The organism is Streptomyces tricolor (genome assembly GCF_002155905.1).
GTDB lineage: Bacteria > Actinomycetota > Actinomycetes > Streptomycetales > Streptomycetaceae > Streptomyces > Streptomyces tricolor.
In genome coordinates, this window is sequence record NZ_MUMF01000273.1 from 1,622 (window position 1) to 4,800 (window position 3,179).

The following is a 3,179-nucleotide window of genomic DNA, read 5'->3' on the forward strand; positions in this document are numbered from 1 at the left end:
GGGTGATGGGTGGCTGGTCGTTGTTTGAGAACTGCACAGTGGACGCGAGCATCTGTGGCCAAGTTTTTAAGGGCGCACGGTGGATGCCTTGGCACCAGGAACCGATGAAGGACGTGGGAGGCCGCGATAGTCCCCGGGGAGTCGTCAACCAGGCTTTGATCCGGGGGTTTCCGAATGGGGAAACCCGGCAGTCGTCATGGGCTGTCACCCACTGCTGAACACATAGGCAGTGTGGAGGGAACGCGGGGAAGTGAAACATCTCAGTACCCGCAGGAAGAGAAAACAACCGTGATTCCGGGAGTAGTGGCGAGCGAAACTGGATGAGGCCAAACCTACGACGTGTGAGACCCGGCAGGGGTTGCGTCGTGGGGGTTGTGGGATCTCTCTTCCACGGTCTGCCGGCCGTGGGACGAGTCAGAAACCGTTGATGTAGGCGAAGGACATGCGAAAGGTCCGGCGTAGAGGGTAAGACCCCCGTAGTCGAAACGTCAGCGGCTCGTTTGAGAGACACCCAAGTAGCACGGGGCCCGAGAAATCCCGTGTGAATCTGGCGGGACCACCCGCTAAGCCTAAATATTCCCTGGTGACCGATAGCGGATAGTACCGTGAGGGAATGGTGAAAAGTACCCCGGGAGGGGAGTGAAATAGTACCTGAAACCGTGTGCCTACAAGCCGTGGGAGCGTCGGAACAGAGCTTGCTCTGTTCTCGTGACTGCGTGCCTTTTGAAGAATGAGCCTGCGAGTTTGCGGTGTGTTGCGAGGTTAACCCGGGTGGGGAAGCCGTAGCGAAAGCGAGTCCGAATAGGGCGCTGTAGTAGCACGCTCAAGACCCGAAGCGGAGTGATCTAGCCATGGGCAGGTTGAAGCGGAGGTAAGACTTCGTGGAGGACCGAACCCACCAGGGTTGAAAACCTGGGGGATGACCTGTGGTTAGGGGTGAAAGGCCAATCAAACTCCGTGATAGCTGGTTCTCCCCGAAATGCATTTAGGTGCAGCGTCGTGTGTTTCTTGCCGGAGGTAGAGCACTGGATAGGCGATGGGCCCTACCGGGTTACTGACCTTAGCCAAACTCCGAATGCCGGTAAGTGAGAGCGCGGCAGTGAGACTGTGGGGGATAAGCTCCATGGTCGAGAGGGAAACAGCCCAGAGCATCGACTAAGGCCCCTAAGCGTACGCTAAGTGGGAAAGGATGTGGAGTCGCAGAGACAACCAGGAGGTTGGCTTAGAAGCAGCCACCCTTGAAAGAGTGCGTAATAGCTCACTGGTCTAGTGATTCCGCGCCGACAATGTAGCGGGGCTCAAGCGTACCGCCGAAGTCGTGTCATTGCAGCAATAAGCCCCAACGGGTGCTGTGATGGGTAGGGGAGCGTCGTCTGCCGGGTGAAGCGGCACTGGAAGGTAGTCGTGGACGGTTGACGAGTGAGAATGCAGGCATGAGTAGCGATACAAACGTGAGAAACGTTTGCGCCGATTGACTAAGGGTTCCTGGGTCAAGCTGATCTGCCCAGGGTAAGTCGGGACCTAAGGCGAGGCCGACAGGCGTAGTCGATGGATAACCGGTTGATATTCCGGTACCCGCTGTGAAGCGCCAAACATCGAATCCAGTGATGCTAAGCCCGTGAAACCGCCCGCTGCCGGCTTTGCCGTCAGTGGGAGTGGTGGAGCCGGTGACCCGAGCTGGTAGTAGGTGAGTGATGGGGTGACGCAGGAAGGTAGTCCATCCCGGGCGGTGGTTGTCCCGGGGTAAGGGTGTAGCCCGAGTGGTAGGCAAATCCGCCACTCATGCAGGGTGAGACCTGATGCCGAGCCGATTGTGGTGAAGTGGATGATCCTATGCTGTCGAGAAAAGCCTCTAGCGAGTTTCATGGCGGCCCGTACCCTAAACCGACTCAGGTGGTCAGGTAGAGAATACCGAGGCGTTCGGGTGAACTATGGTTAAGGAACTCGGCAAAATGCCCCCGTAACTTCGGGAGAAGGGGGGCCACATCCGGTGATGAGCTTCGCGCTCTGAGCTGGGGGTGGCCGCAGAGACCAGCGAGAAGCGACTGTTTACTAAAAACACAGGTCCGTGCGAAGCCGTAAGGCGATGTATACGGACTGACGCCTGCCCGGTGCTGGAACGTTAAGGGGACCGGTTAGCTCACTTTCGGGTGGGCGAAGCTGAGAACTTAAGCGCCAGTAAACGGCGGTGGTAACTATAACCATCCTAAGGTAGCGAAATTCCTTGTCGGGTAAGTTCCGACCTGCACGAATGGCGTAACGACTTCTCGACTGTCTCAACCATAGGCCCGGTGAAATTGCACTACGAGTAAAGATGCTCGTTTCGCGCAGCAGGACGGAAAGACCCCGGGACCTTTACTACAGTTTGATATTGGTGTTCGGTTCGGCTTGTGTAGGATAGCTGGGAGACTGTGAAGCAGGCACGCCAGTGTTTGTGGAGTCGTCGTTGAAATACCAGTCTGGTCGTGCTGGATGTCTAACCTGGGTCCGTGATCCGGATCAGGGACAGTGTCTGATGGGTAGTTTAACTGGGGCGGTTGCCTCCTAAAGGGTAACGGAGGCGCCCAAAGGTTCCCTCAGCCTGGTTGGCAATCAGGTGTTGAGTGTAAGTGCACAAGGGAGCTTGACTGTGAGACCGACGGGTCGAGCAGGGACGAAAGTCGGGACTAGTGATCCGGCGGTGGCTTGTGGAAGCGCCGTCGCTCAACGGATAAAAGGTACCCCGGGGATAACAGGCTGATCTTCCCCAAGAGTCCATATCGACGGGATGGTTTGGCACCTCGATGTCGGCTCGTCGCATCCTGGGGCTGGAGTCGGTCCCAAGGGTTGGGCTGTTCGCCCATTAAAGCGGTACGCGAGCTGGGTTTAGAACGTCGTGAGACAGTTCGGTCCCTATCCGCTGTGCGCGTAGGAGTCTTGAGAAGGGCTGTCCCTAGTACGAGAGGACCGGGACGGACGAACCTCTGGTGTGCCAGTTGTTCTGCCAAGGGCATGGCTGGTTGGCTACGTTCGGGAGGGATAACCGCTGAAAGCATCTAAGCGGGAAGCCTGCTTCGAGATGAGGACTCCCACCCACTTGATGGGGTAAGGCTCCCAGTAGACGACTGGGTTGATAGGCCGGATCTGGAAGCACGGTAACGTGTGGAGGTGACCGGTACTAATAGGCCGAGGGCTTGTCC

At 57.4% G+C, this 3,179-nt stretch carries 1 rRNA gene; it reads left to right on the forward strand.

Annotated features, from left to right (window positions below):
• Window positions 1-56 precede the first annotated feature (56 nt).
• Window positions 57-3,179 (forward strand): 23S ribosomal RNA (locus CCN44_RS20280); the annotation flags it as partial.